Raw genomic sequence first — 25,999 nt, forward strand, 5'->3', positions numbered from 1 at the left:
CGATCCGCGCGTCGGTGGGACGCGATTCCCACCGGCTTGCCATGATGGACCCCGACCACCCCCGCCGACTCCCGAAGGAGCCATCCCATGAAGAAGCTCGTCATCGTCGTCCTCGTCGCGCTCGGCATCACCGCCGCCGTCAAGGTCGCCAAGAGCCGCTGACGCGACTCCCGCGAACGGGCCCTGCACCACTGCGGTGCGGGGCCCGTCGCATCAGCGCCCGCGCAGGTACCACGCACGGGCCACGTGGTACGCGCCGTAGCAGGCCAGCCCGGCCGCCACGACCAGGATCACCCAGCGGCCGTAGGGCTCGTCCCGGAAGCGGACGATCGCCTGGTCCAGCCCACCCGACTTGTCCGGGTCGTGGGTGAGCCCCGCCCAGCAGAACAGCCCGCCGATCACGCCGAACGCGAGCCCGCGGCTCAGGTAGCCGGTCCGGGCGAGCGCCTCGATCACGGTGCCGGTGGTGCCGCTGCGGCCGTCGGCGTCGAGGTCGTCGTGCCAGGCGTCGCCCAGGCCCTGGACCACGCTGGCACCGCCCACCGCGACGATCCCGAGGCCGAGCGCGACCACGATCGCCGGTCCCACCGGCAGGTCCATCAGGGTGACCGTCAGGCCCCGCGGGCCCTCCCGGCCGCCACCGGAGCCGGAGCCGTCGAGCGCCGACCGCACGGCGAGCACGGCCAGGAACCCGAGCACGACGGCCCGGCCGGCCGACCCGGCCCGGGTGAACCAGCCGTCGGACCCGCGGACCGCCCGGACCGCCTGGTCGACCGCCAGCCCGGCGAGACCGGCCGCGACCAGCCAGAGCGCGACCCGCCCGGCCGGCTCCTGGGCGAGCTGCTGGAAGGCGCCCTGGCCCGACGGGCTGCCGTGCCGGTCGCCGAGCGCGAGGGCCGCGGCGAGCCACGCCACGAGGCCGTAGACGAGGCCGTAGGCGAGCATCCCGAGACGGGCGAGGCGGTCGAGGACAGGATGGCCGGGCACGTCTGCGGTGTACCCGCGCGAGACGACCCCATGCCGCGGCTCGCCCCGCGCCGTAGGGTGGAGTCATGAGCGTGCGCCGCGTGATGGGCACCGAGGTCGAGTACGGCATCTCGGTCCAGGGGCAGCCGACCGCGAACCCGATGGTCGCCTCCTCGCAGGTCGTCAACGCCTACGCCACGGCGACGGTGCGGGCCCGCCGGGCGAGGTGGGACTTCGAGGAGGAGTCGCCGCTGCGCGACGCGCGCGGCTTCGACATGTCCCGCCAGATCGCCGACCCCACCCAGCTCACCGACGAGGACCTCGGGCTGGCCAACGTCATCCTGACCAACGGCGCCCGGCTCTACGTCGACCACGCGCACCCGGAGTACTCCACGCCCGAGGTGGTCACCCCCCTCGACATCGTGCGCTGGGACAAGGCGGGGGAGCAGGTCATGCTCGACGCCGCCCGCCGGGCCCAGCAGCTGCCGGGCAGCCCGCAGATCGTCCTCTACAAGAACAACACCGACAACAAGGGCGCGTCCTACGGCGCCCACGAGAACTACCTGATGCGGCGCTCGACGCCGTTCGCCGACATCGTCCGGCACCTCACGCCGTTCTTCGTCAGCCGCCAGGTGTTCTGCGGCGCCGGCCGGGTCGGCCGAGGCCAGGACGGCCGCGGCGAGGGCTTCCAGATCAGCCAGCGCGCCGACTTCTTCGAGGTCGAGGTGGGCCTCGAGACCACGCTCAAGCGCCCGATCATCAACACCCGCGACGAGCCGCACGCCGACCCCGAGAAGTACCGCCGCCTCCACGTGATCATCGGCGACGCCAACCTCTCCGAGATCGCCACCTACCTCAAGGTCGGCACCACCTCGCTGGTGCTCGCGATGATCGAGGACCGGTTCATCTCCCGCGACCTCACCGTCGACGGTCCGGTCGGCGCGCTGCGCGCGATCTCCCACGACCCCGGCCTGCGCGAGGTGATCACGCTCGCCGACGGCCGCCGGCTGACCGGCATCCAGCTCCAGCTCGAGTACCTCGACCTCGCGAAGAAGTACGTCGAGGACCGCTACGGCGCCGACGCGGACGCCCAGACGGTCGACGTCCTCGCCCGCTGGGAGGACGTCCTGGGCCGGCTCGAGGCCGACCCGATGTCGCTGGCCGATCAGCTCGACTGGGTCGCCAAGCTCAAGCTCATCGAGCAGTACCGCTCCCGCGACGGGCTGGCCTGGAACGACGCCAAGCTCCAGCTCATCGACTACCAGTACTCCGACATCCGGCCCGAGAAGGGCCTCTACCACCGTCTCGTGGGGGCCGGTCGCATCCAGCGGCTGCTCACCGACGACGAGGTCGACTCCGCGATGACGAACCCGCCGGCCGAGACCCGGGCCTACTTCCGCGGCCGGTGCCTCGAGAAGTACGCGCCCGACATCGCCGCCGCGTCGTGGGACTCGGTCATCTTCGACCTGCCGGGACGCGAGTCCCTGCAGCGTGTCCCGACGATCGACCCGCTGCGCGGAAGCAAGGCGCACGTGGGTGCGTTGATCGACAAGTGCGCAACGGCCGACGAGTTGGTCCGCGCGCTCACCCGCTGAGTGGATAGGGTTCAGACATGGCTCAGGAGCAGAAGCAGCCGCGCAAGTCCGACGAGGCCGACGAGGCCACCGAGGTCGCGCCCGAGAGCGACGTCGCCGAGCGCAAGGAGACGCTCGACGACGACGTCGACGCGATCCTCGACGAGATCGACGACGTGCTCGAGACCAACGCCGAGGACTTCGTGAAGTCGTTCATCCAGAAGGGCGGGCAGTAGGCCCTGATGAGCGACGCGCGCATCCCGGGCGCCTTCCTGCGCCCGGGCACCTCCTCGTTCAGCGACTTCCTCGCCGAGAACGCCCCCGACCTGCTTCCCGCCCGCCGCTCGCTGCCCGCCGGCGGCGCTGCCGAGATCGCGCCCCACGGCACGACCATCGTCGCGGTCACCTTCCCCGGCGGCCTGGTGATGGCCGGCGACCGCCGCGCCACCATGGGCAACGTCATCGCCCAGCGCGACATCGAGAAGGTCTTCCCCGCCGACGAGTACTCCGTGGTCGGCATCGCCGGCACGGCCGGTCTCGCGGTCGAGATGGTCCGCCTGTTCCAGGTCGAGCTCGAGCACTACGAGAAGATCGAGGGCTCGGTCCTCTCGCTCGACGGCAAGGCCAACCGGCTCTCCGCGCTGATCCGGGCCAACCTCGGCATGGCGATGCAGGGGCTGGCCGTCGTCCCGATGTTCGCCGGCTACGACCTCGACAGCCGCACCGGCCGGATCTTCGGCTACGACGTGACCGGCGGCCGGCACGAGGAGGCCTCCTTCTTCACGGTCGGCTCCGGCTCGATGTTCGCCCGCGGCGCGCTCAAGAAGCTCTACCGCGACGACCTCACCTCCGACGACGCCGTCCGGGTCTGCCTCCAGGCGCTCTACGACGCCGCCGACGACGACTCCGCGACCGGCGGCCCCGACCTCACCCGGCGGATCTTCCCGGTCGTCTGGGTGGTCACCGCCGACGGCGGCGTCCGGCTGCCCGAGGAGCGCATCGGCGAGCTCGCCGACCAGGTCGTCGGCGCCCGCCTGCAGCGTCCCGACGGCCCCGTCGCCCCGCTGCCCGGCGGGGGAGAGGAGGCTCAGTCATGAGCACCCCGTTCTACGTCTCGCCCGAGCAGCTGATGAAGGACCGGGCCGACTTCGCCCGCAAGGGCATCGCCCGGGGCCGGTCCCTCGTCGCCGTCCAGTACGCCGACGGCGTCCTCCTCGTCACCGAGAACCCCTCGCAGGCGCTGCACAAGGTCTCCGAGCTCTACGACCGGCTCGCGTTCGCCGCGGTCGGCCGCTACAACGAGTTCGAGAACCTGCGCATCGCCGGCGTCCGGCTCGCCGACATGCGCGGCTACGCCTACGACCGGCGCGACGTCACCGGCCGCGGGCTCGCCAACGCCTACGCCCAGACGCTCGGCACGATCTTCTCCTCGGGCGGCGAGAAGCCCTACGAGGTCGAGATCTTCGTGGCCGAGGTCGGCACCACCGCCGCCGACGACCAGATCTACCGCCTCACCTACGAGGGCCGGGTCGCCGACGAGCACGGCTACGCCGTGATGGGCGGCGACGCCGACACGGTCGCCAAGTACCTCCAGGAGCACTACTCCGAGGGCGCCTCGCTCGCCGACGCGCTCCACGTCGCGGTCGCCGCGCTCGGCCACACCGCCGACGGCGGCAAGGTCGAGGACCGGGTGATCCCGGTCGGCGACCTCGAGGTCGCGGTGCTCGACCGCACGCGCACCCAGCCGCGGAAGTTCCGCCGCCTGCTGCCGGCCCGTCTCGACGAGATCCTCGGCGACCGCGGTCCGGCCGAGCACGCCGCCCCGCTGCCCGACGACGGCGCCCCGGGCTCCGGCGGCTCCGGTGCGACGGCCTCGGCCACCGACGACCCCACCGACCCGACCGACCAGGTCTCCGGGGGCGTCGCCCCGCTCGAGGACCCCAGCACGGGCGAGCCGCCCGTCGCGCCGCCGCTCTGACGTCCTACCTGGTGAGCGGACGGGTGGCCGGTCCTTCGAGGACCGTGCCGTCCGCCGCGAACCGGGAGCCGTGCAGCGGGCAGTCCCACGACTCCTCGACGTCGTTCCAGGCCAGGACGCCGCCCAGGTGGGTGCACAGCGGTGGCCGGTCCTGCGCGAACGGCCGGCGCAGGTGCCCGCACGCCAGGTGCCACCCGACCTCGGCGTTGGCGATCCCGGTGCGCGCCGCCGCGCGGACCCGGGGCGGCGCCCAGGTGCGCAGCGCCTCCGCCCAGCCCGGACGGCGTCCGCCGAGCAGCTCGGCGGCCACCACGAGCGCGGCCGCGGGCGCGGTGCTGAACCCCCACTTGTCGAAGCCCGTGACGACCTGGATCCGGTGCTCACCGGGCAGCACCGGGCCTGCATAGGGGAGTGCGGCGACCGGGGCCTGGTCCTGCGCGGACCAGGTCGCGCGCACCTCGCCCTCCGGGAAGTGCTCGCCCGCCCAGGCCAGCAGCCGCGCCCGGTGCTCGCTCGCCGGCCCGCGGCCGGTGACGTGGCCGGCGCCGCCGATCATCAGCAGCGCCTCGTCCCCACCGTCCCCACCGTCGTCGTCGGTGCCGCGCGCCGAGCGGAGCGACCGGGTGTCGTCGTCGGACGAGAGGTGCATGCCCTCGGGCACCCAGGTGCCGCTCAGCGTCGCCGCGTAGGAGCGCTCCGGCTGCAGCCGGGCGAAGAACAGGCCGCGGTCGAGGATCGGCTGGTTGGTCGCCACGACGACCGCGCCGGCGCTCAGCCCGGTCCCGTCGGCGGTCGTGATCCGGACCGACGAGCCGTGCCGCCGCACGCCGACCACCCGGGCCTCCTCGCGCACCTCGCCGCCCTCGGCGCGCACGTCGTCCAGCAGCGCGTCGAGCACCGCGCGCGGGTCGACCTGGAGCTGGTCCTCGAGCCGGACGGCGCCCCGCACCGCGAAGGGCAGCTCGGTCTCGTCGGTCCACACGGCGTCGAGCCCGGCCGCCTGCGCCGCGTCGAGCTCGGCGCGCGCCCGCCGTTCACCGGCCGCGGTGGTCGCGTACGTCGTCGCGTGCCGTCCCTCGACCGGCATGCCGTGCTCGGCGCAGTAGTGCCGCAGCCAGGCCTGGCCCTCGCGGCCGGCCTCGACGTACTGCCGGGCGATCGGCAGCGCGTGGCTGCGCAGCACCCGGCTGAGCTTCGTCCCCTGGAGCAGGCTGACCTTGCCGGTCGAGTGCCCGGTGGTGCCGTCGCCCACCTGGCGCGCCTCGAGGACGACGACCGCGCGCCCCGCCCGGGCGAGCAGGAGCGCGCTGAGCAGTCCGGCGAGACCGCCTCCGACCACTGCCACGTCGTAGGCCAGCGCGAACTCGTGCGATGGGTTCATGCGCACGCCGTACCCGATGCGGCCCGGGCCAGTAGTGTTCACTCATGGACCGTCGGATCTTCGGGATCGAGAACGAGTACGGGGTCACCTGCACGTTCCGCGGCCAGCGCCGGCTCAGCCCCGACGAGGTCGCCCGCTACCTGTTCCGCAAGGTGGTGAGCTGGGGACGCAGCAGCAACGTCTTCCTGCGCAACGGCGCGCGGCTCTACCTCGACGTCGGCAGCCATCCCGAGTACGCCACGCCCGAGTGCGACGACGTCACCGACCTCGTCACGCACGACAAGGCGGGGGAGCGGGTGCTCGAGGGGTTGCTCCTCGACGCCGAGCAGCGGTTGCACGACGAGGGCATCGCCGGCGAGATCTACCTGTTCAAGAACAACACCGACTCGGCCGGCAACTCCTACGGCTGCCACGAGAACTACCTCGTCAGCCGGGCCGGTGAGTTCTCCCGGCTGGCCGACGTCCTCATCCCGTTCCTGGTGACGCGCCAGATCATCGTCGGCGCCGGCAAGGTCACCCAGACGCCCCGCGGGACGTCGTACTCGGTGAGCCAGCGGGCCGAGCACATCTGGGAGGGCGTGAGCAGCGCGACCACGCGCAGCCGCCCGATCATCAACACCCGCGACGAGCCGCACGCCGACGCCGAGAAGTACCGCCGCCTCCACGTGATCGTCGGCGACTCCAACATGAGCGAGACCACCACGATGCTCAAGGTGGCCAGCTGCGACCTCGTGCTGCGGATGATCGAGGAGGGCGTGGTGATGCGCGACCTCACGATGGAGAACCCGATCCGGGCCATCCGCGAGATCGCGCACGACGTCACCGGGCGCCGCAAGATCCGGCTCGCCAACGGCCGCGAGGCCAGCGCGCTCGAGATCCAGGGCGAGTACCTCGCCAAGGCGCGCGACTTCGTCGACCGGCGCGGCATCAGCACGCCGGTCATCGAGCGCTCGCTCGACCTGTGGGAGCGCGGCCTCAAGGCCGTCGAGTCCGACGACCTCAGCCTCGTCGACCGCGAGATCGACTGGGTCATCAAGTGGAAGCTGATCGACCGCTACCGGGCCAAGCACGGCCTGCCGATGAGCCACCCGCGCGTCGCCCAGCTCGACCTGGCCTACCACGACATCCACCGCAACCGGGGCCTCTACTACCTGCTCGAGAAGCGCGGCGCGGTGGCCCGGGTCAGCACCGACCTCAAGATCTTCGAGGCCAAGTCGGTCCCGCCGCAGAACACCCGGGCCCGGCTGCGCGGCGAGTTCATCCGCCGCGCCCAGGAGCGACGCCGCGACTTCACCGTCGACTGGGTGCACCTCAAGCTCAACGACCAGGCCCAGCGCACGGTCCTCTGCAAGGACCCCTTCCGGGCCTACGACGAGCGGGTGCAGCGGCTCATCGACGGCATGTGAGCGACTCCTGGGAGATCTCTCAGGGGGAGTCGGTAGGGTTTGCGCGTGCTGATGCGTCTGCGACGTCCGACGACCCTTGTCCTCACCGCCCTGCTCCCGGCGAGCCTCGCGCTCGCCGCGTGCGGCAGCGACTCCTCCGACGGTGTCAAGGGCTTCGACGCCGTCAGCATCAGCGGCCAGGTGGGTGAGGCGCCGAAGCTGGACTGGAAGGACACCATGACGGCCGAGAAGGCCGAGTCCAAGGTGGTCACCAAGGGCGACGGCGACGCGCTCAAGAAGGGCGACCTCGTCCGGGTCGAGTTCACGCTGGCCGACGGCTGGACCCACCAGGTCGCCTACGACAGCTACGACGACACCAAGCTCAGCACGCTGGTGCGCGTCGGCACCCCCAAGGAGCCGCAGTCGCTCACCGACCTGCTCGCGATCGGCCTCGACGGCCAGATCAAGGCGGGCCAGACGGTCGGCACCCGGATCGCGGTGGCGGTCGGCAGCGACGTCGCCTTCGGCAACTACTTCGGCAGCCAGGCCGCGAGCCTGCTCGCCGGTCTCAACATCGGCAACGAGGACGGCATGCTCTACGTCGCCGACATCGTCGGCCTCGCCCAGCCGCAGGGCACCGCGCAGACGGCGCCGGCCTGGGCACCCAAGATCGTCGAGAAGGACGGCGTGCCGACCGGTCTCGACTTCAAGGGCGTGCCCGCCGCCAACGGCGAGCTGCGCGTCGCCGTCCTGACCAAGGGCGAGGGCCCGGCCATCAAGGACGGCCAGCAGGCGCTGGTCAACTACCTCGGCCAGCTCGCGAAGGGCAAGAAGCCGTTCGACGAGAGCTTCAGCAAGGGCGGCTTCACCGCCACCCTCGGCGGCAAGGAGGCCTCGGTCGTCAAGGGCTGGTCGAAGGCCCTGGTCGGCCAGACCGCCGGCAGCCGGGTGATCCTCGAGATCCCGCCGAAGCTGGGCTACGGCGACAAGGCCCAGGGTGAGGACATCCCGGCCAACTCGACGCTCTACTTCGTCATCGACATCCTCGACGTGGCCGACCCGGAGCCGAAGCCCGAGCCGACCGACACGGCGTCCCCGAGCGGCACGCCGTCCGGTACGCCGAGCAGCACGGGGACGCCCTCGGGCACCCCCAGCGAGGGTTCGTCGAACTGATGTTCGACGGGGCACAATAGTCCCCATGCCCGCGCCCAAGAGCGAGCGCCTGCTCAACCTGCTCATCATGCTCCTGGTCCAGCGGCGCCCGATCGCCAAGGAGCGCATCCGGGAGCTGCTCTACCCGGACTCGCGCCCCGACGCCTTCGAGAAGATGTTCGAGCGCGACAAGGACGAGCTGCGCAGCCTCGGCGTCCCGGTCGAGGTCGCGCCGATCGACCCCTTCTTCGACGACGAGGTCGGCTACCGCATCCCGCCCGAGGCGTTCGCCCTGCCCGAGGTCGAGCTCACCGCCGAGGAGGCCCAGGTGGTCGGCATCGCGTCCCGGGTCTGGCAGCACGCGACGATGGCCCAGGCCACCACCGACGCGGTCCGCAAGCTGACCGCGGCCGGCATCGACGTCGACCTCGACGCCCTCGAGATCGCGCGGCCGCTGCTGACCGCCGAGGAGCCCGCCTTCGAGACCTGCTGGGTCGCGGTGTGCGAGCGCCAGGCCATCGAGTTCGACTACCAGCGCGCCGGCGCCGAGAGCTCCATGCGCCGCCACGTCGAGCCCTGGGGCGTCGTCCGCTACGGCGGCCGCTGGTACCTCGTCGGCCACGACGCCGACCGCGGCGCCGAGCGGGTCTTCCGGCTCTCCCGGGTGATCGGCGAGGTCCGGCTGGTCGGCCAGCCCGGCGCCTACGAGGTGCCGCCCGACACCGACGTGCGCGCGATCGCCCGCCGGATGGCGCCGCCCACCCCCACTGCGACCGCGGTGCTGCTGGTCCGCGAGGGGGCCGGTCACGGCTTCCGCCGGTCGGCGAGCCGGGTGGTGCTCGGCGTCGCCGGCCCCGACGAGCACACCGGCTGGGACCGGCTCGAGGTGGTCCGCCCCACCCAGGGACTGGCCGACGAGGTGCTCTCCCACGGCCCCGACGTGGTGCTGGTCGAGCCGGCCGCGATCCGCGACGAGGTGGTCGCCCGGCTCCTGCAGGTGGCCGGATGAGCCCCGCCCCCAAGAGCCGGCCGGCCCCGGCCCCCGGCGCGCGCGACCAGGTCGCGCGGCTGCTCACCCTGGTCCCCTTCCTCCACCACCGCGACGGCGTCCGCCTCGAAGAGGCCGCCAAGGTGCTCGGCACCACGCCGGCCCAGGTGGTGCGCGACCTGCGCGTCCTCTTCATGTGCGGACTGCCCGGAGGCCTGCCCGACGACCTGATCGACGTCGACCTCGACGCGATCGTCACCGACGAGGGGAGCCCGGTCACCGAGGGCGTGATCCGGGTCGAGAACGCCGACTACCTCGCCCGGCCGCTGCGGCTGAGCGCCACCGAGGCCTCGGCCGTCATCGTCGCGCTGCGGATGCTGCGCGAGACCCGGGCCGCCGGCGCCACGCCCGAGCTGGTCGACCGGGTGCTGGCCAAGCTCGAGTCGGCCGCGGCGACGGCGGGCGCCGCCCACGTCGAGGTCGCTCCCTCGCCGCGCGACGCCCAGCAGGTCGTCGTCGCCGAGCTCACCGCGCTCGTCCAGCAGGCGCTGGCCGGCTCCCAGCAGCTGCGGCTGTCCTACTTCGTGCCCTCGCGCGACGAGGAGTCCGAGCGCGTCGTCGACCCCTACGGCGTCGTCACCCACGGTGTCTTCGCCTACCTCGACGCCTGGTGCCACCGGGCCGGGGGTGACCGCCTGTTCCGGCTCGACCGGATCAGCAAGGCCGAGCTCCTCCCCAGCCGCACGACGACCACCCCACGGCCGCCGCGCGACCTCAGCGACGGGCTCTTCCGCGACGACGCGACGCCCGACGCCGTCCCGGTGACGCTGCGGCTGGCCCCGCCGGCCCGCTGGGCCACCGACTACTACCCGGTGCGCGCCGTCCGCCCGCTCGACGACGGCTCCGCCGAGGTCGACCTGCTCGTCGTCGACCGGCGCTGGCTGACCCGCCTGCTGCTGCGCCTCGCGCCGCACGCCGAGGTGGTCAGCCCCGCAGAGTTCACCGAGTCGTTCATCGTGCGTGCACAGGAGACCCTCAGGCTCTACCAGTGACGAGGGCGTAGCATGGGCTCCGACCGCAGTACCCGACACAACGAGAGTTGGTTCCACCGATGATTCCCCTGATCGGAATGCCCCAGGGAGCCGAGTGGCTCATCATCCTGGCGATCGTGGTGCTCGTCTTCGGAGCGGCCAAGCTCCCCGACCTGGCCCGGGGCACCGGCCAGGCGCTGCGGATCTTCAAGGCCGAGACCAAGGGCCTGCGCGACGATGACGACGACAAGAAGAAGGCCCCCAAGTCGACCGGCGAGCTCAACGCCGTCGACGACGACATCGCCGAGGGCGAGATCGTCGACGAACGTCGCGAGAACAACGCCTGACCCTTGGCTCTCTCCGGCATCCTCCGGCTCTTCGTCGGCAGGCCGGTCCACCCTGTCGGTGACGACGGGCGGATGGCTCTGTCCGACCACCTCCGGGAGCTGCGCGCCCGCATCCTGAAGGCTGCGCTCGTCCTCCTCGTGGGGTTCATCGTCGCGCTGTTCTTCTTCGACCCGATCTTCGCGGTCATCAACGAGCCCTACCAGCGCGCCCGCGAGTCGCTCGGTGCCGAGCGCACCATGGCCACCACCAGCGGCGTGGCCGGCGGCTTCATGCTCTACCTCAAGCTGTGCGGACTGGCCGCGATCATCGGCACCAGCCCGATCTGGCTCTACCAGATCTGGGCGTTCATCCTGCCCGGGCTGCACTCCACCGAGAAGCGCTGGACGGCGCTCTTCGCCGTCATCGCCGGCCCGCTCTTCATCGGCGGCATCGTCCTGGGCTACGTGACCCTGCCCAAGGGCCTCGAGATCCTGATCGGATTCACCCAGGCCGACCTGACCAACCTCGTCGAGTTCAACGACTACCTGAGCTTCTTCACCCGCACCATGCTGGTGTTCGGCATCGCCTTCGAGATCCCGGTCTTCGTGGTGCTGCTCAACATGGCGGGCATCCTGCGCGGCAAGGCGCTCGGCGCGGTCCGCCCGTGGATCGTGATCGGCTGCTTCGTCTTCGCGGCCGCCGCGACGCCGTCGACCGACCCGTTCACGATGACGTTCATGGCGGTGCCGATGGTGGTGCTGTTCTTCGTCTCCGAGGTGATCGCGCGGCTCAACGACCGGCGCCGCGACAAGAACAAGATCAACGCGGGCCTGTCTCCCGACGAGGCCAGCCCGCTCGACCTGTAGGCCCCGCTAGCCTTCACCCGTGCCCCGCGCGATCGTCCTGACCAACCCGACCTCGGGCAAGGGGCGCGGTGCGCGGACCCGTGACGAGGCGCTGGCGCGCTTCCACGGCGCCGGCTGGCGGACGACGGCGCTCACCGGCCGCGACGCCGGCGAGGCGCTCGACCTGGCCCGGCTGGCCGTCGCCGAGGAGCCCGACGCGCTGGTGCTCTGCGGCGGCGACGGCATGGTCAACCTGGGGCTGCAGGCGGCCGCGGGCACCGAGGTGCCGGTCGGCATCCTGCCTGCGGGCACCGGCAACGACTTCGCCCGCTACTTCGACCTGCCGCTGGGGCACGGCGCCGCCGCCGCGGCCCGGATCGTGCAGGGCTCGCCGCGCACGATCGACCTGGCCCGGATCGGCGATCGCTACTTCGGGGGCGTGCTCGCGGCCGGCTTCGACGCCGTGGTCAACGAGCGGGCCAACCGGATGCGCTGGCCGCGGGGCCAGATGCGCTACAACCTGGCCACGCTCGCCGAGCTGCGGGTGTTCCAGCCGCTCCACTACGTCCTCGAGCTCGACGGCGTCGAGCGGCGCCTCGAGGCGATGCTCGTGGCGGTCGGCAACGGCCCCTCGTTCGGCGGCGGGCTGCGGATCACGCACGGTGCCCAGCTCGACGACGGGCTCCTCGACGTGGTTCTCATCAAGCCACTGGGCAGGATGGAGCTGGTGAGGACCTTCCCCCAGCTCTTCGACGGGAGACACGTGAGCCATCCGCAGTACGAGCGCCACCGCGTCAAGCGGGTGACGGTGGCGAGCGCCGGCATCGTCGGGTACGCCGACGGCGAGCGGTTCGGCCCGCTCCCGCTGACCGTCGAGTGCGTCCCCGGCGCGGTGCGGGTGATCGTGTGAGCACCCCCGACGAGGCGGACGTGAGCCCCGCCGAGCGCTACGCGTCGTACCGCAAGGACCGGGGGCACCCGGTCTTCCGCGACTTCGCGGCGGGCTTCTCGTTCGAGCTCGACGAGTTCCAGGTCGCGGGCTGCCGCGCAGTCGAGGACGGCGACGGCGTGCTCGTCGCCGCGCCCACCGGTGCGGGCAAGACGGTGGTGGGCGAGTTCGCCGTCCACCTGGCGCTCGAGACCGGGCGCAAGTGCTTCTACACGACCCCGATCAAGGCGCTGTCGAACCAGAAGTACCACGACCTCGTCGACCGCTACGGCGCCGACCAGGTCGGCCTGCTCACCGGTGACACCTCGATCAACGGCGAGGCGCCGGTCGTCGTGATGACCACCGAGGTGCTGCGCAACATGCTCTACGCGCGCTCCCGCACCCTGGTCGGTCTCGGCTTCGTCGTGATGGACGAGGTGCACTACCTCGCCGACCGCGCCCGCGGCGCGGTCTGGGAGGAGGTCATCATCCACCTGCCCGAGTCGGTGTCGGTGATCTCCCTGTCGGCGACGGTCTCCAACGCCGAGGAGTTCGGCGAGTGGCTCGAGACGGTGCGCGGCTCGACCCGCACGATCGTCGCCGAGCGGCGCCCGGTGCCGCTGTTCCAGCACGTGATGGTGGGCCGCCGGCTGCTCGACCTGTTCGCGTCCTCGGACGTCGACGCAGCGGCGGGCTTCGTGCGCGAGGGCGCCCCGGTCAACGACGAGCTGATGAAGCTCGCCCGCGACGACTGGGCGTCCTCCCGGCTCAAGGACCGGCGCACCCCCAAGGGCGCGCGCGGGCGCCAGGGCGGCCCCGGCAGCCGCAACGTGGGCAGCGGACGGCGGATCTGGATCCCCGGCCGGCTCGACGTGATCGACCAGCTCGAGCGGCACAACCTGCTGCCCGCCATCGACTTCATCTTCAGCCGGGCCGGCTGCGACGCCGCCGTCAAGCAGTGCCTCGAGGCGAACCTGCGGCTCACCACGCCCGAGGAGCGCGACGAGGCGATCGCCTACGTCGAGCGCACCCTCGGCGGGCTGCCCTCCGACGACCTGCACGTGCTCGGCTACCACGACTTCCTCGACGCCGCCTCGCGCGGCGTCGCGGCCCACCACGCGGGCATGCTGCCGGCGTTCAAGGAGTGCGTCGAGGAGCTCTACCTGCGCGGGCTGGTCAAGATGGTCTTCGCGACCGAGACGCTGGCGCTCGGCATCAACATGCCGGCGCGGACCGTCGTCCTCGAGAAGCTGTCGAAGTGGAACGGCGAGACCCACGCCGACATCACGCCGGGGGAGTACACCCAGCTCACCGGACGGGCCGGGCGCCGCGGCCTCGACATCGAGGGCCATGCGGTCGTGCTCTGGCAGCCGGGGATGAACCCGCGCGAGCTCGCCGGTCTCGCCTCGACGCGGACCTATCCGCTGCGCTCGTCGTTCCGGCCGTCGTACAACATGGCGGTCAACCTGGTGCACTCCTACGGCCGCCACCAGGCCCGTGAGCTGCTGGAGCAGTCGTTCGCGCAGTTCCAGGCCGACCGGGCCGTGGTCGGGCTCGCCCGCCAGCAGCGCAAGGCCGAGGACGCCCTCCAGGGCTATGCCGAGGCCGCGCAGTGCCACCTCGGCGACTTCATGGAGTACGCGGCGCTGCGGCGCCGGGTCTCCGAGCTCGAGAAGGAGTCGAGCAAGGTCCGCCGCCACGACCGGCGCGACGAGGCGATCGCCTCGCTCGAGGCGCTCAAGCCCGGCGACGTGATCGTCGTCCCGGTCGGCAAGTTCGCCGGCCCGGCGGTCGTCGTCGACCCCGGCCTGTCCGAGCACGGCCACCGCCCGCTCGTCATCACCGCCGAGCGGCAGGGCCGGCGGCTGGCGATGATGGACTTCCCGACGCCCGTCGAGCCGGTCGCCCGGATCCGGCTGCCCAAGCGGGTCGACGCGCGCAACCCCCACCAGCGCAAGGACATCGCCCAGCAGGTCCGCGAGGCGGTCCGCGCGCTGCCGCTCTCGACCACCCGGCCCAAGGCCGAGCGGGGCCCGGTCGACGAGGCGACGGCGCGCGAGATCCAGGCGCTGCGCGCCCAGATCCGCGAGCACCCCTGCCACGGCTGCGCCGAGCGCGAGGACCACAGCCGGTGGGCCGAGCGCTACGCGAAGCTCGACAAGGACACCCAGGTCCTGGCCCAGCGCATCGAGCGGCGCACCAACACCGTGGCGCGCACCTTCGACCGGGTGTGCGAGGTGCTCGAGGCGCTCGACTACCTCGTCGAGGACGACGTCACCGAGCGCGGTCGCGGGCTGATGCGGATCTACTCCGACCTCGACCTGGTCGCCGCCGAGTCCCTGCGCACCGGCCTGTGGGACGACCTCACGCCCGCCCAGCTCGGCGCTGTGCTCTCGGCGCTCGTCTACGAGGCCCGCCGGCCCGAGGAGGGCCCGCCGAACGTGCCGGGCGGCGCCATCCAGGTGACCATCGACGCGATGACCCGGCTCTGGTCCGAGCTCGAGGGGCTCGAGCGCCAGCACCGGCTCGACTTCCTGCGCAAGCCCGACCCCGGCTTCGCCTGGACGGCGTACCGGTGGGCGGAGGGCCAGGACCTCGACGAGGTGATCACCCGCAACGACCAGACCGCGGGCGACTTCGTGCGTCAGATGAAGCAGCTCATCGACTTCGCCGGCCAGATCGCCGACGCCGCCGCGGGCACCCCGGTGCGCGACACCGCGCGGCAGCTGGTCAAGCTGCTGCGCCGCGGGATCGTGGCCACCGGGTGATGCTGACGGTCGCCGCGGCCGTCGTCCTGCGCGAGGGCCGGCTGCTGGTGGTGAGCAAGCAGGCCGCGCCCGACGTGTTCTACCTGCCCGGCGGGAAGCTGGAGCCGGGCGAGACCCACGAGCAAGCCATGCGCCGCGAGGTGCACGAGGAGCTCGGCGTCGTCGTGCGCGAGGCCGAGCACTTCCTCGACGTCGAGGCGCCCGCCGCGATCGAGCGGGTCCCGATGAGCCTCACCGTCTTCCTCGCCGAGATCGACGGCGAGCCGGCCCGCCAGGCCGAGCTCGCCGCCCTCGACTGGGTGGCCGACGCGACCCGGCCCGGGCTCGGGCCGGCGATCCGCGACCACGTGATCCCGGCACTCGTCGACGCCGGCCTGCTGGCCGGCAGCAGCTAGGCGCCGGCGGCGTCGAGGCCGGCGAGCACGCCGGTCAGCCGCTCCACCGGCGACGACAGGGACCAGCGCTCGACGAGCGCCGCCAGACCCTCCGGGTCGGCCGGGGTGCGGGGGAGGGCCAACCGGTCGCCGCGCGGCAGGTCGATGTCGCGGGCCACGGCGACCACGGCCGGGGCGACCTCCAGGTAGGGCGCCGCCTCCTTGATCTTCAGCCGCGGGCCGGGGCCCAGGTCGCTGGTGGGGTCCTCCGCCGCCGCACGGACGCCGGCCAGGTCGCCGTACTTCTGCAGCAGGGAGGCCGCCGTCTTGTCGCCGACCCCCTTGACGCCCGGCAGGCCGTCGGAGGCGTCGCCGCGCAGGGTGGCGAAGTCGGCGTACTGGTCGGCCCGGACGCCGTACTTCTCGACCACCCACGCCTCGTCGACCCGCTCGTGCCGGCCCACGCCGCGCCCGACGTACAGGACCCGGACGCCGGCCGCGTCGTCGACGAGCTGGAAGAGGTCGCGGTCGCCGGTGACCACGTCGACCGGCATCCCGGCCCCGGTGGCCAGCGTGCCGATGACGTCGTCGGCCTCGTAGCCGGTCGCGCCGACCACGGCGATGCCGAACGCCGCGAGCACCTCGCGGATCACCGGCACCTGCAGCTCGAGCGGGTCCGGCACCTCCTCGACGTCGGGGGCACCCTCGACCTCGGCGACCACGCGGTGCGCCTTGTAGGTGGGGATCAGGTCGACGCGCCACTGCGGGCGCCAGTCGTCGTCCCAGCAGCAGACGAGGTGGGTGGGCTGGTACTGCTCGGCCAGCTGGGAGAGGTAGCCCAGGAGGCCGCGCACCGCGTTCACGTTGGTGCCGTCCGGCGCGAGGATCTCCGGGGAGCCGAAGTAGGCCCGGAAGTACAGGCTGGCCGTATCGAGGAGTAGAAGGCGCTCAGTCATCACAGCGCAGCCTATTAGGCTGCACCGCGTGAGTCAGAGCACCAATCCCACGGTCGAGGCGACCGACCGGCAGATCCTGGAGCTTCTGGCCAAGGACGGGCGCATGTCCTACACCGATCTCGGGCGGGCCACGGGACTGTCCACCTCGGCCGTGCACCAGCGGGTCAAGCGCCTCGAGCAGCGCGGCCTCATCCTCGGCTACGGCGCCACCGTCAACTACGCCGAGATCGGCCTGCCCCTCACCGCGTTCATCGCGATCCGCCCGATCGACCCCTCGCAGCCCGACGACTGCCCCGACCGGCTCGTCGGCCTCCCGGAGATCGAGTCGTGCTGGTCGGTGGCCGGCGAGGAGTCCTACCTCCTCAAGGTCCGGATCACCACCCCCCTCGAGCTCGAGGGCCTGCTGAGCCGGATCCGCTCGGTCGCCAACGTGTCCACCCGGACCACCATCGTGCTCTCGACGTACTACGAGAACCGCCCGGTCAGCTCCTGACCCGGCGCGTCGCCCCGCGACACGCCGTCGGCAGCCGTCTTTTCCGAACTTTTTCCGAACTTTTCCGGCTCCCGACGTCCCCTCCTGACCTGCGAGAACGCGGATCTCCGCAGGTCAGCGGGCGGTTGACAGTCCGGGTAAGGCTCACCAGAGTACGGAGTCGTTCGCTCGTGCAGGTCGTGGCCGGCGGACCGACGTCCGAGTGGCCGTACGTCGGGGGAGTAGCACCAGCTCCACCCGACCACGGTTCGCGGAGGTCGGTTCGCTCCTCGAGAGCGGACCGGTAGGGTCCGGGGCCCCCTAGACAACATCGCCACGCCGGCAGCCAGTCGGCGCCGCGATGGTCCGAAGGTGTCCCGGACCCTCCCGCCCTGAGGCGCGTTCCCTTGGGCCGAGCGCGTCTCCGGCGGCTCCATCAGGCAGCAAGCTGCCGGTCAGCCGCCTCCCGCCGCGCTGCCGGCCATTGCCTCGGGCCGAGCGCGTCTCCCGTCGCGGTGCCGGCCGATGATCGGCCTCCCGCCGCGCTGCCGGCCGAGGGCCTCCGACTAGGCTCACCGCGTGGTGCAGCGCCTCTTCCTCGCCGCCGTCGGCGGCGCCCTGCTGACCGCGGCGTTCGAGCCGGTCGCAGTGGCGTGGCTGCTGCCCGTCGGCGTGGCGTGCTACGCGCTGGCCCTGCGCGGGCTGGGCGTGCGTCGGTCGGGTCTGGTCGGGCTGGTGTTCGGGGTGGTCTTCTACTACAGCCACATCTCGTGGATGCGCGGGTCCATCGGGACCGACGCCTGGCTGGCGCTGTCCGCCGCCGAGGCGCTGTTCTACGGGCTGCTGGGGCTGACGGTGCCGCTGCTGAGGCGGCTGCCCGGGTGGCCGCTGTGGCTGGCCGCCGCGTGGACGACGATGGAGACGGTGCGCAGCGGGTGGCCGTTCAGCGGGATGCCGTGGGGGAGGCTCGCGTTCGCGGCGATCGACACGCCGGCCGCCAACATGGTCGCGTACGTCGGCATGACCGGCCTCTCGTTCCTGCTGGCACTGACCGGCTTCGCGCTGGCCCGGCTGGTCGAGGCGCTCCTCGGCCGGCGCCGGGACGCCGCGGCGCCGTGGCGGCTGCCGGCGCTCGGTGCGGTCGGGGTGCTGGCGGTGCTGGTCACCCCCGCCGTCGTCCCGTACGACGTCCCGGAGACCGGAAGCGCGACCGTCGCCGTCGTCCAGGGGGACGTGCCGGGGCCGGGCAACGACATCCTGTGGGACTACCTCGGGGTGACCCGCAACCACGTGGACGCGACGGTCGAGCTGGCGGCCGATGTCTCGGCCGGGAAGCGGCCGCGGCCGGACTTCGTGCTCTGGCCCGAGAACTCGACGGCGGTCGACCCGTTCGAGCCGGGGGAGGTCAACACCGGGATCACCGAGGCGGTCGCCGCGATCGGCGTCCCCGTGGTGGTCGGCGCGATCGTCGACGACGACCGCAAGCACGTCCTCAACCAGGGCATCGTGTGGGACCCGGCGACCGGGCCGGGGGACCGCTACACCAAGCACCACCCCGTCCCGTACGGCGAGTACATCCCCCTCCGCAACATCTGGAACCCGAAGTTCGGCAAGCTCGCGCTCATCTCGCGCGACATGCGCGCCGGCACCCGGACGACGCCCATGCGCGTTGCCGGCATCAAGGTGGCCGACGCGATCTGCTTCGACGTCGCCTACGACGACGTGCTGCCGCCCCAGGTGCGCTCGGGCGCCCAGCTGCTCACGGTCCAGACCAGCAACGCGAGCTTCATCTTCACCCACCAGATCGAGCAGCAGTTCGCCATCACCCGGCTGCGCGCGATCGAGGCCGGGCGCTGGCTCACGGTGGCCTCGACCAACGGCCGCACCGGCGTGATCGCGGCCGACGGCACGGTGGTGGCGTCGCTGACGCCGCGCACGACCGGCGTCCTCGACGAGCGGGTCGGCCTGGCCACCGGGCTGACCCCGGCGATGCGCCTGGGGGTGTGGCCGGCCCGGATGTTCACCCTCCTGACGCTCGCCGCTCTCGTGTCAGGTGCCGTCGCGTACCGTCGAAGGCGAGAGTTCGATGGCCCTGCGCAGGCGAGCTCCGGCGATGACGACCCTGCGCCGACCCCGACCACGAGCGAGGCACCCGTTGGCTGACACCGATCTCACCCTGGGCCGCACGGTGATGGTGATCCCCACGTACAACGAGGCCGACAACCTCGGCTGGATCGTCGAGCGGCTCCGCACCGCGCAGCCCTCCGTCGACGTCCTCGTCGTCGACGACGGCTCGCCCGACGGCACCGGCGCGCTCGCCGACGGTCTCGCCGCGGACGACCCGCAGGTCCACGTCCTGCACCGCACCGCCAAGGGCGGCCTCGGAGCGGCGTACCTGGCGGGCTTCGCGTGGGCGCTCGAGCGCGGCTACGACGTCATCGGCGAGATGGACGCCGACGGCTCCCACCAGCCCGAGCAGCTGCACCGGCTGCTCGCCGGCCTGGCCGACGCCGACCTGGTGATCGGCTCGCGCTGGGTGCCCGGCGGCTCGGTGGTCAACTGGCCCTGGGAGCGCGAGGTGCTCTCGCGGGGCGGCAACCTGTACGTCCGGCTGCTGCTCGGCATCGACGTGCGCGACGCGACCGCCGGCTTCCGGCTGTTCCGGCGCACCACCCTCGAGAAGCTGCGCCTCGACGAGGTGCGCTCGACCGGCTACGTCTTCCAGACCGACCTGGTCTCGCGGACCCTGCGCGCCGGGCTGGCCGTGCGCGAGGTGCCGATCGAGTTCGTCGAGCGGGTCCGCGGCGAGTCGAAGATGAGCGGCCAGGTCGCCGTCGAGTCCCTCAAGCGGATCACCCAGTGGGGCCTGCGCGAGCGCTGGGCGCAGCTGCGCGGCGAGCGCCGGGCCGCGGCGCCGGAGCGGCAGCTCCAACCACGGTGAGGGCACGATGAGGACATGACGGCGAGGACTCCCCGATGACCAGGCGCGCACGACGGACACTGGCCCTGGTGCTGCTGGGCTTCGGGCTCGTCGCGGCCCTCGAGGTCGTCGTGCTGGCCGCGGTCGGCCGGACGATCGGTCCGGGCTGGACCGTGCTCCTGCTGATCCTCGACGTCGTCCTCGGCATCGCCGTGATCCGGCGCGCCGGACGCCGTGCGGTCGACGCGCTGCGGACCCGGCTCGAGACCGGCCAGCTGCCCGACCGCGAGGTCGGCGACCGCGGGCTGGTCGTGGTGGCGGGCGTGCTGCTCGCCGTCCCGGGCTTCGTCAGCGACCTGCTCGCGCTGCTCCTGATCGTGCCGTTCACCCGGCCGCTGTTCCGCGGGCTCGTCGCCGGGCTCGCCGTCCGCCGGGTCGGGCGGGTCGGCGCCATGGGGCCGATGGGGCCGATGGGGCCGATGGGCCCGCGCGGCGGCTCCGGGCCCGGAGACGCCACTCGCCCCGGACCAGTGGTGGTCCGGGGCGAGGTGATCGACGAGTCGGAGGACTGACCGCTCGGGTCAGGCCTTGGCCGCCTTGCGCTTGCGGGCGTTGGCCCGGTGCAGGTGCGCCGGGCCGATCTCGCCGCCGCGCAGCAGCTCGAGGCGCTCGGTCAGGATCTCCTCGAGCTCCTTCTCGGAGCGGCGCTCCAGCAGCATGTCCCAGTGGGTGCGCTGCGGCTTCTCCGCCTTGACCTCACGCTGGATGCCGGCCGTGGACTCGGCCTCGAGACCGCACCGGGGGCACTCCCAGATGGCCGGGACCTCCGCCTCGATCGACATCGTGATCTCGAAATCGTGCCCCTGGGGACACCGGTAGCCGACCTGCTGGCGAGCAGCGAACTCGATCCCCCGCTCGTCCTCGAACGACTGGCCGCCCAGTCGGGCACCGCGCAGTGTGCGCTCCGCCATGAGAACCTCACCTCCCGTGTTTCGCCTCTGACTGCTTCAACGCTACCCAGCACCAAAAGGTTCCAAGCCTCGATGAGGCGGGTGACACCATTTGCCTGATACAGCGGGTCCGGTCTAGACCGGGCGCACGGAGCGCCGCCGGCTCAGATGACGGCCGGGCGCACGTTGCCGGCGTCGCGGATGCCGCGCTCGGTGTCGACGCGCAGGAGCAGCAGCCCGCCGAGCACGAAGAACGCGATGAGCGCGAAGATCGCGGGGCGGTACGAGTCGGTGAGCTGGTAGACCACGCCGAAGGTGAGCGTGCCGAACCACGACGTCCCGCGGTCCATGGCGTGGTAGAGGCTGAAGTACTCCGCCTCCTTGCCGCGCGGGATGAAGAGCGAGAAGTACGACCGTGCGAGCGCCTGGGTGCCGCCGAGGACGACGCCGATCGCGACGCCGAGCACGAGGAAGGGCACCAGCTGGCCGTCGGGCACGACCAGGGCGACGGTGACGATGCCCATCCAGCCGACGAGGCCGGAGAGGATCACCTTCTTCGCGCCGTAGCGGGCGGCCGCGCGCCCGAAGCCGATCGCGCCGAACATCGCGACGAACTGGACGAGCAGGTAGGTGCCGAGCACCGTGCCCTCGGCGAAGCCGAGCTCCTCGATCCCGAACGTCGACGCCGAGGCGATCACGGTCTGGATGCCGTCGTTGAAGAAGAGGTAGGCGAGCAGGAAGGTCAGCGCGACGGGGTAGTTGCGCAGGTCCTTGAGGGTCGCGGCGAGCTGGCCGAACGAGCGGGAGAGGAGCCCGCCCCCGACGTCCTCGACGGCGACGGGTGGGTGCTTCCGGATGCCCCGCCAGGGGATGATCATGAACGCCGCCCACCAGATCGCCGCCGAGAGCAGCGAGAGCCGGACGGCCATCTCCTTGTCGAGGCCGAGGGCCTCGTGGAAGGTGACGACGGCGAAGTTGATCGCGAGCAGCAGTCCGCCGCCGGCGTACCCGTAGGCCCAGCCGACGGACGACGTGCGGTCGCGCTCGGCCTCGGTCGAGATGAGCGGCAGGATCGAGTCGCTCACCACGATCGCCGCGCCGCCGGCGAGGTTGGCGACCATGAACGCGATGCTGCCGAAGAGCCAGTTGTCGCCGCTCATGAAGAACAGCAGCCCGGCCGCGACCGCCCCCACCCACGACAGGCCCACGAGCAGGTCGGGCTTGCGGGCGGTCCGGTCGGCGAGCGCGCCGACCACGGGGAAGATGAGCGCGCTGAGCAGCGTCGACACCGTGATGACGTACGACGGCAGCGAGCCCGGCGCGATCGAGAGCCCCAGGACGTGCAGCCGGCCGTGCTCGCCGACGGCGTTCTCGGCCACCGAGATCAGGTACGGCGCGAACAGCACGCCGGCGACCGTCGTCTGGAAGGCCGAGGCGGCCCAGTCGGTGAAGTACCAGGCCCGTTGCTCGCGGGCGCGGTTCAGCGGGCCCAGGTCCGCGATCGTCATGTCGTCCCTCCCCGCGCGGACCACCATTGGCCACGTCGCTGGAGCACATCCTTGAGCACGTCGGTGCGGTCCGTGAAGAGGCCGTCGGCGCCGCGGTCGAGCAGGGTGTCCATCTCGCCGGGCTCGTCGATCGTCCAGACGTGCACCTGGTGGCCGGCGGCGTGGGCGCGCCGCACGAAGCCGGGGCTGGTGACGACGAACCGCCCGCGCCGGTGCGGCACCTGGAACGCCGCGAAGGCGCTTCCGGCCAGCAGCCGGGCGAGCCGGACGCCGGGGGAGAGCCGGAAGACGACGATCTGCCACGGGTCGGCCGCCGTCGGCACCCGGCCCTCGGTCAGCCGCCGGAACCGGCTGATCCGGCGGCGCGAGAACGACGCGACCAGCAGCCGGTCCCACAGGTCGCGCTCGCGGACCAGTGCGGCGAGCGCCTCGACCGCGCCGTCGGACTTGAGGTCGATGTTGAACCGCGCCTCGGGGAAGGCGTCGAGGAGGTCGACGAGGGTCGGCACCTCCTCACGGCCCCCGATCCGGGCCCGGCGCACGTCGGCGAGCGTGAGCTCGCGGATCGCGCCCTGCTGGTCGGTGACCCGGTCGAGGACCTCGTCGTGGAAGGCCAGCAGGACGCCGTCGGCGGTCAGGTGGACGTCGGTCTCGAGGTAGTCGTAGCCCAGCGCCGCGGCGTGCCGGAACGCCGCCAGGGTGTTCTCGAGGCCCTCGATCTCGGGGTGGTACGCGCCGCCGCGGTGGGCGAACGCCAGGACCCTGCCGGGCTGGAGATACATGCGGTGCGCCGCTCAGATGTCCCTGAAGGTCTCGATCTCGGCGCCGAGCGAGCTGAGCCGCTCGGCGAGGTCCTCGTAGCCGCGGTGGATGACGTAGGTGCTCCGCAGCACCGAGGTGCCCTTGCTGGCCAGCATCGCGAGCAGGACGACGACCGCGGGCCGCAGCGCCGGCGGGCAGACCAGCTCGGTGCCGGTCCACGAGGTCGGGCCCTCGATCTGGATCCGGTGCGGGTCGAGCAGGGTGACCCGCCCGCCGAGCTTGTTGAGCTCGGTGAGGTAGATGGCCCGGTTGTCGTAGACCCAGTCGTGCAGGTAGGTCTGGCCCTCGGCAACGGCACCGATCACCGCGAAGAACGGCAGGTTGTCGATGTTGAGGCCGGGGAACGGCATCGGGTGGATCTTGTCGCGGGGCGCGACGAGGTCGGAGGGGTGCGTGGTGATGTCGACCAGCCGGGTCCGGCCGTTGGCGGCGAGGTACTCCTCGGAGCGGTCGTAGCGGAAGCCCATCTCCTCGAGGACGGCCAGCTCGATCTCGAGGAACTCGATGGGCGCGCGGCGGATGGTGATCTCGGAGCGGGTCACGATGGCCGCGGCGAGCAGCGACATCGCCTCGATCGGGTCCTCGCTGGGGGAGTAGTCGACGTCGACGTCGATGGTCTCGCGGCCGGTGACGGTCAGGGTCGTCGTCCCGATGCCCTCGACGTCGACCCCGAGCGCCTGCAGGTAGAAGCAGAGGTCCTGGACCATGTAGTTGGACGACGCGTTGCGGATGACGGTCGTGCCCGGGTGCAGCGCGGCGGCCATGAGCGCGTTCTCGGTGACGGTGTCGCCGCGCTCGGTGAGCACGATGGGCCGGCCGGGGACGATCGCCCGGTTGAGCTGGGCGTGGTACCAGCCGTCGGTCGCCTTGACCTCGAGGCCGAACGGCCGCAGCGCGGACATGTGCGGCTCGACCGTGCGGGTGCCGAGGTTGCAGCCGCCGGCGTAGGGGAGCTCGAAGGTGTCGGCGCGGTGCAGCAGCGGGCCCAGGAACATGATCACCGAGCGGGTGCGGCGGGCCGCCTCTTCGTCGATCCGGGTGAGGTCGATGTCCTTGGGCGGGATGATCTCGAGGTCGTTCTCGCCGTTGATCCAGCGGGTCTGGACGCCGATGCTGTCGAGCACCTCGAGCAGCCGGTTGACCTCCTCGATGCGGGCGACCTTGCGCAGCGTCGTCCGGCCGCGGTTGAGGAGCGAGGCGCACAGCAGCGCGACCCCGGCGTTCTTGGAGGTCTTGACGTCGATGCTGCCGGCCAGCGTCGTGGGGCCCTTGACCCGCAGGTGGGTCGGTCCGGCGCCGAGCGCGACGATCTCGGAGTCGAGCGCGCTGCCGATCCGGGCGAGCATCTCGAGCGAGAGGTTCTGGTGGCCCTTCTCGATCCGGTTGATCGCGCTCTGGCTGGTCCCGAGCCGCTCGGCGAGCTGGGCCTGGGTCAGCCCGCGGTGCTTCCGGGCGTCCCGGATGAGGTTGCCGATCCGGCCCTTGTAGTCGCCGTTCGGCTCGTCGGAAGTCATGCATCGACCGTAACTCACATATGAGATATCGCAAGCATCGCACCGCCGGGCAGTTTCACCGCCTAGGCGGTGAAACTGCCGGGCTGCCGGACGCCCCACCCCAGGTGCAAGACTGCTGGCCATGCGCGCGACGACGATCCACGCGGCCCGGGACATCCGGGTCGAAGAGGTGCCCGACCCCCAGCTCAAGCGTCCCACCGACGCCATCGTGAAGGTCACCGCCGGCTGCATCTGCGGGTCGGACCTGTGGCCCTACCGCGGCGAGAACCCGATCCGGCCGGGTGCGACCATCGGTCACGAGTGCATCGGCGTGGTCGAGGAGGTCGGTGCCGAGGTGCGCGACTTCAAGGCGGGCGACTACGTCATCGTGCCGTTCTGCCACTGCGACAACACGTGCGCGCACTGCCGCAACGGCGCCCAGTCGGCGTGCGTCAACCTCTCGATGACGTCGAGCGGCCAGGCCGAGTACGCCCGGGTCGGCCAGGCCGACGGGAGCCTCGTCGCCACCGGCGGGACGCCGTCCGACGACCTGCTCGCCTCCGTGCTCGCGCTCACCGACGTGATGCCCACCGGCTGGCACGCCGCGGTCTGCGCCGGGGTCACCCCGGGCGCCACGGCCGTGGTCGTCGGCGACGGGGCGGTCGGCCTGTGCGGCGTGATCGCGGCCAAGGCGATGGGCGCCGAGCGGATCGTCGCGATGTCGCGGCACGCGCCGCGCCAGGAGCTCGCCCGCGCGTTCGGCGCGACCCACGTGGTCGCCGCGCGCGGCAAGGACGCCGTCGCCGAGGTGCTCGAGCTCACCGACGGCGTCGGCGCGGACGCCGTCCTCGAGTGCGTGGGCACCGACGACGCGATGACGACGGCGATCGGCGTCACCCGTCCCGGTGGCGGCGTCGGGTACGTCGGCGTCCCGCACGGCGTCGAGCTGCCGCTGCGCACGATGTTCGAGCGCAACCTCGGGCTGCGCGGCGGCATCGCGCCGGTCCGCCGCTACCTGCCCGAGCTGCTCGCGCTCGTCCAGGACCGGTCGATCGACCCGGGGCGGGTCTTCGACCTGAGCCTGCCGCTCGAGGAGTCCCCCGAGGGCTACCGGGCGATGGACGAGCGACGGGCGATCAAGGTGATGCTGCGGCCCTGACGCCGTCCCGAGGTCGTCTCGG

At 72.3% G+C, this 25,999-nt stretch carries 25 protein-coding genes; 18 read left to right on the top strand and 7 right to left on the bottom strand.

Annotated elements, in window-relative coordinates; genetic code table 11:
* Nucleotides 1-213: 213 nt before the first annotated feature.
* A complete protein-coding gene (locus tag BM223_RS13375) occupies nt 214-987 on the bottom strand; it encodes a DUF1206 domain-containing protein (protein ID WP_141267303.1) in 774 nt (257 codons plus the stop codon).
* A 65-nt stretch (nt 988-1,052) separates the two neighbouring features.
* On the opposite strand from BM223_RS13375, the gene dop reads away from it, so the two are divergent.
* The 4 genes from dop to prcA are packed head-to-tail and all read left to right on the top strand — an operon-like array spanning nt 1,053 to nt 4,518.
* Nucleotides 1,053-2,561, top strand: coding sequence for a depupylase/deamidase Dop (gene dop, locus BM223_RS13380; RefSeq protein WP_038678919.1), 1,509 nt, complete (start codon nt 1,053-1,055; stop codon nt 2,559-2,561).
* A 17-nt stretch (nt 2,562-2,578) separates the two neighbouring features.
* Nucleotides 2,579-2,776: a ubiquitin-like protein Pup gene (locus BM223_RS13385; RefSeq protein WP_038678921.1), complete on the top strand. Its 198-nt coding sequence runs from the start codon at nt 2,579-2,581 to the stop codon at nt 2,774-2,776.
* A 6-nt stretch (nt 2,777-2,782) separates the two neighbouring features.
* Nucleotides 2,783-3,637 (top strand): proteasome subunit beta, encoded by an 855-nt coding sequence (gene prcB, locus BM223_RS13390; protein ID WP_038678923.1) that lies wholly within the window; start codon nt 2,783-2,785, stop codon nt 3,635-3,637.
* The gene (gene prcA, locus BM223_RS13395; protein WP_038678925.1) at nt 3,634-4,518 is read left to right on the top strand and encodes a proteasome subunit alpha; all 885 of its coding nucleotides are present in this window, start codon (nt 3,634-3,636) and stop codon (nt 4,516-4,518) included. The genes prcB and prcA overlap by 4 nt, the downstream gene beginning before the upstream one ends.
* A 4-nt stretch (nt 4,519-4,522) precedes the next feature.
* Here prcA and BM223_RS13400 read toward each other — a convergent pair whose 3' ends face one another.
* Nucleotides 4,523-5,899, bottom strand: coding sequence for an FAD-dependent oxidoreductase (locus BM223_RS13400; protein ID WP_038678927.1), 1,377 nt, complete (start codon nt 5,897-5,899; stop codon nt 4,523-4,525).
* Between the two features lie 44 nt (nt 5,900-5,943).
* Between BM223_RS13400 and pafA the strand changes: the two genes are divergently transcribed.
* The 9 genes from pafA (at nt 5,944) to BM223_RS13445 (ending at nt 15,718) form a co-directional block, all read left to right on the top strand.
* A complete protein-coding gene (pafA, locus tag BM223_RS13405; RefSeq protein ID WP_038678929.1) occupies nt 5,944-7,305 on the top strand; it encodes a Pup--protein ligase in 1,362 nt (453 codons plus the stop codon).
* 51 nt (nt 7,306-7,356) lie between these two features.
* Nucleotides 7,357-8,457 carry an FKBP-type peptidyl-prolyl cis-trans isomerase gene (locus tag BM223_RS13410; RefSeq protein ID WP_235319288.1) on the top strand — a complete coding sequence of 367 codons (1,101 nt, stop codon included), beginning with the start codon at nt 7,357-7,359 and terminating at the stop codon, nt 8,455-8,457.
* 25 nt (nt 8,458-8,482) lie between these two features.
* Nucleotides 8,483-9,445, top strand: a complete 963-nt coding sequence (locus tag BM223_RS13415) for a helix-turn-helix transcriptional regulator (protein ID WP_038678933.1) — start codon at nt 8,483-8,485, stop codon at nt 9,443-9,445.
* Entirely contained in the window at nt 9,442-10,476 is a 1,035-nt protein-coding gene (locus BM223_RS13420) for a helix-turn-helix transcriptional regulator (protein ID WP_052138622.1), read from the top strand. Before BM223_RS13415 ends, BM223_RS13420 begins: the two co-directional genes overlap by 4 nt.
* Nucleotides 10,477-10,535: 59 nt before the next feature.
* A complete protein-coding gene (tatA, locus tag BM223_RS29755; protein ID WP_052138623.1) occupies nt 10,536-10,802 on the top strand; it encodes a twin-arginine translocase TatA/TatE family subunit in 267 nt (88 codons plus the stop codon).
* Between the two features lie 72 nt (nt 10,803-10,874).
* Entirely contained in the window at nt 10,875-11,648 is a 774-nt protein-coding gene (gene tatC / locus BM223_RS13430) for a twin-arginine translocase subunit TatC (RefSeq protein WP_075018614.1), read from the top strand.
* Between the two features lie 19 nt (nt 11,649-11,667).
* Nucleotides 11,668-12,537, top strand: coding sequence for a diacylglycerol kinase (locus BM223_RS13435; protein ID WP_038678939.1), 870 nt, complete (start codon nt 11,668-11,670; stop codon nt 12,535-12,537).
* Nucleotides 12,534-15,323: a DEAD/DEAH box helicase gene (locus BM223_RS13440; RefSeq protein ID WP_038678941.1), complete on the top strand. Its 2,790-nt coding sequence runs from the start codon at nt 12,534-12,536 to the stop codon at nt 15,321-15,323. Before BM223_RS13435 ends, BM223_RS13440 begins: the two co-directional genes overlap by 4 nt.
* Nucleotides 15,323-15,718, top strand: a complete 396-nt coding sequence (locus tag BM223_RS13445; RefSeq protein ID WP_038684374.1) for an NUDIX hydrolase — start codon at nt 15,323-15,325, stop codon at nt 15,716-15,718. The genes BM223_RS13440 and BM223_RS13445 overlap by 1 nt, the downstream gene beginning before the upstream one ends.
* On the opposite strand, the gene BM223_RS13450 is transcribed toward BM223_RS13445, so the two are convergent.
* The gene (locus BM223_RS13450) at nt 15,715-16,653 is read right to left on the bottom strand and encodes a 5'-3' exonuclease (RefSeq protein ID WP_038678943.1); all 939 of its coding nucleotides are present in this window, start codon (nt 16,651-16,653) and stop codon (nt 15,715-15,717) included. The two genes, BM223_RS13445 and BM223_RS13450, sit on opposite strands and share 4 nt — an antisense overlap.
* 28 nt (nt 16,654-16,681) lie before the next feature.
* Between BM223_RS13450 and BM223_RS13455 the strand changes: the two genes are divergently transcribed.
* The 4 genes from BM223_RS13455 (at nt 16,682) to BM223_RS13470 (ending at nt 20,617) form a co-directional block, all read left to right on the top strand.
* Nucleotides 16,682-17,146, top strand: coding sequence for an Lrp/AsnC family transcriptional regulator (locus tag BM223_RS13455; protein ID WP_038678945.1), 465 nt, complete (start codon nt 16,682-16,684; stop codon nt 17,144-17,146).
* Nucleotides 17,147-17,704: 558 nt separating this feature from the next.
* Nucleotides 17,705-19,288 (top strand): apolipoprotein N-acyltransferase, encoded by a 1,584-nt coding sequence (lnt, locus tag BM223_RS13460; RefSeq protein ID WP_075018616.1) that lies wholly within the window; start codon nt 17,705-17,707, stop codon nt 19,286-19,288.
* Nucleotides 19,281-20,066 (top strand): polyprenol monophosphomannose synthase, encoded by a 786-nt coding sequence (locus BM223_RS13465; protein ID WP_235319268.1) that lies wholly within the window; start codon nt 19,281-19,283, stop codon nt 20,064-20,066. The genes lnt and BM223_RS13465 overlap by 8 nt, the downstream gene beginning before the upstream one ends.
* Before the next feature lie 35 nt (nt 20,067-20,101).
* Nucleotides 20,102-20,617: an FxsA family protein gene (locus tag BM223_RS13470; protein WP_038678947.1), complete on the top strand. Its 516-nt coding sequence runs from the start codon at nt 20,102-20,104 to the stop codon at nt 20,615-20,617.
* A 9-nt stretch (nt 20,618-20,626) separates the two neighbouring features.
* Here BM223_RS13470 and BM223_RS13475 read toward each other — a convergent pair whose 3' ends face one another.
* The 4 genes from BM223_RS13475 to BM223_RS13490 form a co-directional block, all read right to left on the bottom strand.
* On the bottom strand, nt 20,627-21,016 hold the full coding sequence (locus BM223_RS13475; protein WP_038678948.1) for an RNA polymerase-binding protein RbpA: 390 nt from the start codon (nt 21,014-21,016) through the stop codon (nt 20,627-20,629).
* 143 nt (nt 21,017-21,159) lie between these two features.
* Nucleotides 21,160-22,503: an MFS transporter gene (locus BM223_RS13480; protein WP_038684381.1), complete on the bottom strand. Its 1,344-nt coding sequence runs from the start codon at nt 22,501-22,503 to the stop codon at nt 21,160-21,162.
* Nucleotides 22,500-23,285, bottom strand: a complete 786-nt coding sequence (locus BM223_RS13485; RefSeq protein WP_038678950.1) for a glycerophosphodiester phosphodiesterase family protein — start codon at nt 23,283-23,285, stop codon at nt 22,500-22,502. The genes BM223_RS13480 and BM223_RS13485 overlap by 4 nt, the downstream gene beginning before the upstream one ends.
* A gap of 12 nt (nt 23,286-23,297) precedes the next feature.
* Complete coding sequence (locus BM223_RS13490; RefSeq protein ID WP_038678951.1) at nt 23,298-24,839, bottom strand: UDP-N-acetylglucosamine 1-carboxyvinyltransferase; 1,542 nt, start codon at nt 24,837-24,839, stop codon at nt 23,298-23,300.
* Nucleotides 24,840-24,960: 121 nt separating this feature from the next.
* Between BM223_RS13490 and BM223_RS13495 the strand changes: the two genes are divergently transcribed.
* A complete protein-coding gene (locus BM223_RS13495; protein ID WP_038678953.1) occupies nt 24,961-25,977 on the top strand; it encodes a zinc-dependent alcohol dehydrogenase family protein in 1,017 nt (338 codons plus the stop codon).
* The last annotated feature ends 22 nt before the right edge of the window (nt 25,978-25,999 follow it).

The sequence above is a fragment of the Pimelobacter simplex genome (assembly GCF_900114845.1).
GTDB classification, from domain to species: Bacteria; Actinomycetota; Actinomycetes; order Propionibacteriales; family Nocardioidaceae; genus Nocardioides; species Nocardioides simplex.

Excerpts from the sequence above, each read along its gene's own strand:
- BM223_RS13480 (WP_038684381.1), bottom strand. The coding sequence starts at position 22,503 with ATGACGATCGCGGACCTGGGCCCGCTGAACCGCGCCCGCGAGCAACGG.
- BM223_RS13475 (WP_038678948.1), bottom strand. The coding sequence starts at position 21,016 with ATGGCGGAGCGCACACTGCGCGGTGCCCGACTGGGCGGCCAGTCGTTC.
- prcB (WP_038678923.1), top strand. The coding sequence starts at position 2,783 with ATGAGCGACGCGCGCATCCCGGGCGCCTTCCTGCGCCCGGGCACCTCC.
- dop (WP_038678919.1), top strand. The coding sequence starts at position 1,053 with ATGAGCGTGCGCCGCGTGATGGGCACCGAGGTCGAGTACGGCATCTCG.
- pafA (WP_038678929.1), top strand. The coding sequence starts at position 5,944 with ATGGACCGTCGGATCTTCGGGATCGAGAACGAGTACGGGGTCACCTGC.
- BM223_RS13470 (WP_038678947.1), top strand. The coding sequence starts at position 20,102 with ATGACCAGGCGCGCACGACGGACACTGGCCCTGGTGCTGCTGGGCTTC.
- BM223_RS13445 (WP_038684374.1), top strand. The coding sequence starts at position 15,323 with ATGCTGACGGTCGCCGCGGCCGTCGTCCTGCGCGAGGGCCGGCTGCTG.
- BM223_RS13385 (WP_038678921.1), top strand. The coding sequence starts at position 2,579 with ATGGCTCAGGAGCAGAAGCAGCCGCGCAAGTCCGACGAGGCCGACGAG.
- prcA (WP_038678925.1), top strand. The coding sequence starts at position 3,634 with ATGAGCACCCCGTTCTACGTCTCGCCCGAGCAGCTGATGAAGGACCGG.
- BM223_RS13410 (WP_235319288.1), top strand. The coding sequence starts at position 7,357 with ATGCGTCTGCGACGTCCGACGACCCTTGTCCTCACCGCCCTGCTCCCG.
- BM223_RS13450 (WP_038678943.1), bottom strand. The coding sequence starts at position 16,653 with ATGACTGAGCGCCTTCTACTCCTCGATACGGCCAGCCTGTACTTCCGG.
- tatC (WP_075018614.1), top strand. The coding sequence starts at position 10,875 with ATGGCTCTGTCCGACCACCTCCGGGAGCTGCGCGCCCGCATCCTGAAG.
- BM223_RS13490 (WP_038678951.1), bottom strand. The coding sequence starts at position 24,839 with ATGACTTCCGACGAGCCGAACGGCGACTACAAGGGCCGGATCGGCAAC.
- BM223_RS13400 (WP_038678927.1), bottom strand. The coding sequence starts at position 5,899 with ATGAACCCATCGCACGAGTTCGCGCTGGCCTACGACGTGGCAGTGGTC.
- BM223_RS13415 (WP_038678933.1), top strand. The coding sequence starts at position 8,483 with ATGCCCGCGCCCAAGAGCGAGCGCCTGCTCAACCTGCTCATCATGCTC.
- BM223_RS13420 (WP_052138622.1), top strand. The coding sequence starts at position 9,442 with ATGAGCCCCGCCCCCAAGAGCCGGCCGGCCCCGGCCCCCGGCGCGCGC.
- tatA (WP_052138623.1), top strand. The coding sequence starts at position 10,536 with ATGATTCCCCTGATCGGAATGCCCCAGGGAGCCGAGTGGCTCATCATC.
- BM223_RS13495 (WP_038678953.1), top strand. The coding sequence starts at position 24,961 with ATGCGCGCGACGACGATCCACGCGGCCCGGGACATCCGGGTCGAAGAG.
- BM223_RS13485 (WP_038678950.1), bottom strand. The coding sequence starts at position 23,285 with ATGTATCTCCAGCCCGGCAGGGTCCTGGCGTTCGCCCACCGCGGCGGC.